The organism is Thermoflexus sp. (genome assembly GCF_042408365.1).
GTDB lineage: Bacteria > Chloroflexota > Anaerolineae > Thermoflexales > Thermoflexaceae > Thermoflexus.
In genome coordinates this window covers 1-4,688 of sequence record NZ_JBHOQJ010000150.1, presented here as the reverse complement: position 1 = coordinate 4,688, position 4,688 = coordinate 1, and the positions used below count along the sequence as shown (strand labels likewise).

Here is a 4,688-nt window from a genome sequence, read left to right as displayed (position 1 = left end):
TGGGCCGCGTCAGCGGCCCACCCCCCACACAAATCCCACAGACTACCTTTGCTCGCAACAGAGCAACCCCCAAACCGAAGTGGACAAAGCCGTGGGGCGCAGGGCCTTCAAGGTGATGGGCGATCGCTCTTTTCCTGGGGGTTAGAGTTGGGAGGGCCCTCTTCGGCGGTGGGTTCGCTCCATAGCGTTTTTGGATCAGCGGCGGCGGTGAGCCTCGCGGACGTTCGGGATCTGTTCGATGCGGGCCAGGGCCCGATGCAGCTGGGCCGCCGAGCGAACCTCTAGGGTGGCCTGGAAGACCGCGAAGCCATTGCGCGTGTCCACGTTGATGCGTGCGATGTTCACCTGCTCGTCTTTCAGGACCCCGCTGATCTCATGGAGCAGGCCGACCCGATCGATGGCTACGATCTCCACCTCAACTGGGTAGCCTTTCTCGCCGGCCGGGAACTGCACCTCAATCAGCCGCTCCGGGGTGCGCACGTTCAGGATATTGGGGCAGTTCCGGCGATGAATGGTGATCCCGCGGTTGCGGGTGATGTAGCCGATCACTTCATCCCCCGGCACCGGGTTACAGCAACGGGCCAGCTGCATCAGCAGGCCCTGAGGGTGATCCTCCACCAGCACCGGCCGCGAGGCATCGTAGCGCTCGGGGAGAATTGTGGGTTCCGGCGCGGCTTTCTGCTCCTCCCGACGTCGTTCCTCTTCCATCCGGATCAGGCGGGGCGCCAGTTGCTCCGAGGAGACATCGCCCCAGCCAATCGCCGCCAGCAGATCCTCCGGCTCTTTGTAGCCGAACTCTCCATATAGCCGGCGCGCCGCCTCGTCCACTGAGAAGGGGACGCCCAGGCGCCGGATCTCCTGGGCCAGGAGCTCCCGACCGTGGAGGATGTTTTCCGCCCGGCCCTGTTGCTTGAACCATTGCCGGATCTTCTGACGGGCGCGGGAGGTCTTCACATACCCCTTCGCCGGGTCCAGCCAGTCCCGGCTCGGGCCGCCCTGCTTGGCCGGGATGATCTCTACTTGGTCGCCCATCTGAAGGACGTAGTTCAAGGGAACCCATTTGCCGTTCACCCGAGCACCACGGCAACGATGCCCCAGCTCGGTATGGATATGGTAAGCGAAATCGATGGGCGTGCTGCCGCGAGGGAGGTCGATGACGTCCCCTTTGGGAGTGAACACATAAATCCGATCCTCAAACACATCGGTCTTGAGGGATTCGATGAACTCCTTTGCGGAGGTCACTTCGTTGCGCCACTCCATCAAGGAGCGCAACCAGGCCACCTTCTTCTCAAAGGCCAGGTCCCGTTTCGAGACCTGTTCCTTGTAAATCCAGTGGGCGGCGATGCCATATTCGGCCTCCCAGTGCATCTCCCATGTGCGGATCTGCACCTCCAGCGTTTTGCCGTCCTCTAACATCACCGCCGTATGCAGGCTGCGATAAGAGTTATCCTTCGGATTGGCGATGTAGTCATCGAACTCCTTCGGGATCGGGCGCCACATCGAGTGAATGATGCCCAGGACCTGGTAGCATTCCGGGATCGTGTTCACAATGATGCGGACGGCCCGCACGTCGTAGACCTGGTCGAAGGAGACCCCCTTGCGGACCATCTTGCGGTAGATGCTGTAGATGTGCTTGGCCCGGCCGGTGACCTCCGCCTGGATGCCTTCTTCGGCCAAGCGGGCCTTGATCCGCTCAATGATTTGCTGAATATGGCGCTCCCGCTCCGCCCGTCGTTCATCGATGGCCCGGGCGATCTCCCGATATTTTTCCGGCTCCAGGTAGCGAAACGCCAGGTCCTCCAGCTCCCACTTGAGCTGCCAGATGCCCAAGCGGTTGGCCAGAGGGGCGTAAATCTCTAAGGTCTCCCGAGCGATGCGCTTCTGCTTCTCCGGCGGGAGGGCGCCCAAGGTGCGCATATTATGCAACCGGTCGGCCAGCTTGATCAGCACCACCCGGGGGTCCTCCACCATGGCGAAGAAGATCTTGCGGATGTTCTCGGCGCTTTGCTCATCCCGGCTGGTACGGCGAACTTCGCCATCCTCCGGAGAGGTTCGGAGGCGGTCGATGTATTTCAACTTGGTGACTCCGTCCACCAGACGGGCGACTTCCTCCCCGAAGTCCCGCCGGATGTCCTCCAGGGACACCCCGGTATCTTCCACCACATCGTGCAGCAGGCCGGCAGCGATCACGGGGGGATCCATTCGGAGCTCCGCCAGGATGCCGGCGACAGCCAGGCAGTGATACAAATAGGGTTCGCCCGAGGCGCGGGTCTGGTGGCAGTGAGCCCGCTCCGCAACCTGATAGGCCCGCTCGATCAACTCTCGATCCTGGGGGCTGAGGGGGTCTCGGATCTGTTCCAGGAGGAACTCCAGGCTCGTCGGGTTCTGCACACCGACCATGGCATCACCGCCTTTCCCCTTTCCTTGGATTATACACCCCCTCTGCTCTCTCGTGATAGATCGTGCTTTGTTCGCTTCACCCCGAGGGGGGTAAATATTGGGGGGCGGGCCGGGCGCCAGAGGAAAACCCGATGAATGCGGGCAGAGGGATGGGAAGGCGACGTCCCTCAGAGGGCGAACCCCGCTTGTTGGGCGGCATCCATCAGGGCCCGCCGGAGCAGCACCCCGACCATCTCCCGCCGGTAGTCCGCGGAGCCCCGGAAATCCCCCAGAGGGTGGACCAGTGCCTGGGCCTGGCGGGCGGCTTCGGCGAACCGCTCTGGATCGGGTGGCCGTCCTTCCAAGGTGTATTCCACTTCCATCAGTCGAACCGGCCGGGCGGCGACCCCGCCGACGGCGATTCGCACTCCGTGGCAGGCCCCATCCACCCCCCGGAACAGCCGAACGGCCACTCCCACAATCGGGGCGTCAGCCGGCGTGCGAGCGACCTTGTGGAAGGAGGCGCCGATCGGCGCGGCGGAGAGGGGAAGCCGAACCTCGGTGAGGATCATCCCCTGACGTCGGAGGGCTTCCCGGTAATCGTAAAAAGCCTCCAGGCGCAGGGTGCGCGGGGATTCCGGTTCGGTGAACACGATCAGCTCTGCCTCCAAAGCCATCAAGATGGTCGCCAGGGGTTGCTCGCCGGAGGCACCGACCACGGCGCCCCCCACGGTGCGCTGGTTCCGCAGGGGAAGAGGGGCTGTCTCTCGAGCGGCGGTGGCGAGGATCCCGTTTCCGTATGCGGCGGTGAGGGGGGTCTCCACCAGTGCCTGCAATGGGGTCGTCGCGCCGATCCGAAGGATGTTCCCCTCCAGCCCGATGAAATTCAGCCCCAGATCCTGAAGATCCACTACCGCTTCCACCTCTTTGGATCCCTCTCCTAGGACCTGCGTCCCCCCGCCGATGGGAACGGTCCGAACGTCTGAGCGCCGTAAAAGGGCCAGGGCCTCCGCCAACGTTTTCGGGCGATGATATTCTCGAAGGTTGAGCAGCATCGTGAAGGACCTCCGGCAATCAGTTTGTGGGTTTGGGTTCCCTAAGGGTTGGGGGGGCCGGGCACCTTTCGACGCCCGGCCCCCCTTCCCACGGCCAGTGGGCTGCGGGAAGGGGCGATCCACCTTCCCGATTGCACACCCCAAAAGCCAAGATGGAAGGAGCGCTAAGCTTGGGCGAAGATATCGATCATCAGCCGGACATCGCCCAACGGGTAGAGGACCGGGCAGGTGCACCCGGCGGCGCGGTATTCATCCACTTTGCGACGCACCTCCTCCGGAGATCCGCTGGCGGTGATGAGCTGGACGATATCATCGGGCACCAGCTCCATCGCCCGCTCGATCTGCTCGGGGGTCGCGGGCCAGGTGAGGACGCGGCCGATCTCATCCAGGAGCTCCTGGGGCACCCCGCTGGCCTTCATGATGTGGGGCTGTTGGCCCAGATACTGGGTCACCAGCTTCCGCGCGCTGTCCAACGCCTTCTTGCGATTATGGTCCACCGAGCAGACCACCAGCTGGGGCCGATCGATGTCCTCCAGGCGCCGGCCCGCCCGCTTCGCTCCAAGCTCTAGGTGATGGAGCGCCATCTCGTTGTATTTCGGGGAGACCAGATAGTTCAACAGCACGCCATCCGCGATCTCGCCCGCCAGCTCCATCATCTGCATGCCGGTCGCCCCGATATAAATCGGCACATTGCGGGGCTCCCGGCGTCCATACACCACATCCAGCTCCACGTCGGTCAGGTGAACGAACTCGCCGTGGAACGTCACGCGTTTCATGGCGAGTAGGTCCCGCACCACGGTCACGACTTCCCGCATCGCCTTTAAAGGCTTCTCGCGTTTGATCCCAACCTTGGAGGCCAGAGGATCCCACCAGGCCCCGATGCCGAGGATCACGCGGTTTGGGGCGAGGTCATCCAGGGTGAGGAACGTCGCGGCGATCAGAGCAGGGTTGCGGGTCCAGTTGTTGATTACACCGGAGGCCACTTTGATCCGTTCGGTGACCGCGGCGTAGGCGGCCATCGGCACGATGGCATCACGGACCAGACGGGATTCCGCCTGCCAGACCGCCTCAAAGCCGCGTTGCTCAGCATACTGCACGTATCCCATGGCTTCCCGGAGGTCATGGGCATCCTGGAGATAGAGCGCGACACGTTCCGGCATGGGGGCCTCCCTCTAATTCAGAGTTACGTGGTTCGTCTTCCGGACACCCTCGTCCGGTTTGCCCACCGAAATTTTCTTCATGGGGTGCGGGCCG

At 63.2% G+C, this 4,688-nt stretch carries 3 protein-coding genes; all 3 read right to left on the bottom strand.

Annotated elements, in window-relative coordinates:
• Positions 1–195 precede the first annotated feature (195 nt).
• The 3 genes from ACFMO5_RS07035 to ACFMO5_RS07025 all read right to left on the bottom strand — a co-directional run bounded on the left by ACFMO5_RS07035 (position 196) and on the right by ACFMO5_RS07025 (position 4,594).
• Positions 196–2,400: a RelA/SpoT family protein gene (locus ACFMO5_RS07035; protein ID WP_376792048.1), complete on the bottom strand. Its 2,205-nt coding sequence runs from the start codon at positions 2,398–2,400 to the stop codon at positions 196–198.
• A gap of 167 nt (positions 2,401–2,567) precedes the next feature.
• Positions 2,568–3,434 carry an FAD binding domain-containing protein gene (locus ACFMO5_RS07030; RefSeq protein WP_376792047.1) on the bottom strand — a complete coding sequence of 289 codons (867 nt, stop codon included), beginning with the start codon at positions 3,432–3,434 and terminating at the stop codon, positions 2,568–2,570.
• Between the two features lie 164 nt (positions 3,435–3,598).
• A complete protein-coding gene (locus tag ACFMO5_RS07025; RefSeq protein WP_376792046.1) occupies positions 3,599–4,594 on the bottom strand; it encodes an LLM class flavin-dependent oxidoreductase in 996 nt (331 codons plus the stop codon).
• Positions 4,595–4,688 lie beyond the last annotated feature (94 nt).

Coding starts and splice junctions, on each gene's coding strand:
- ACFMO5_RS07035 (WP_376792048.1), bottom strand. CDS start 2,400: ATGGTCGGTGTGCAGAACCCGACGAGCCTGGAGTTCCTCCTGGAACAG.
- ACFMO5_RS07030 (WP_376792047.1), bottom strand. CDS start 3,434: ATGCTGCTCAACCTTCGAGAATATCATCGCCCGAAAACGTTGGCGGAG.
- ACFMO5_RS07025 (WP_376792046.1), bottom strand. CDS start 4,594: ATGCCGGAACGTGTCGCGCTCTATCTCCAGGATGCCCATGACCTCCGG.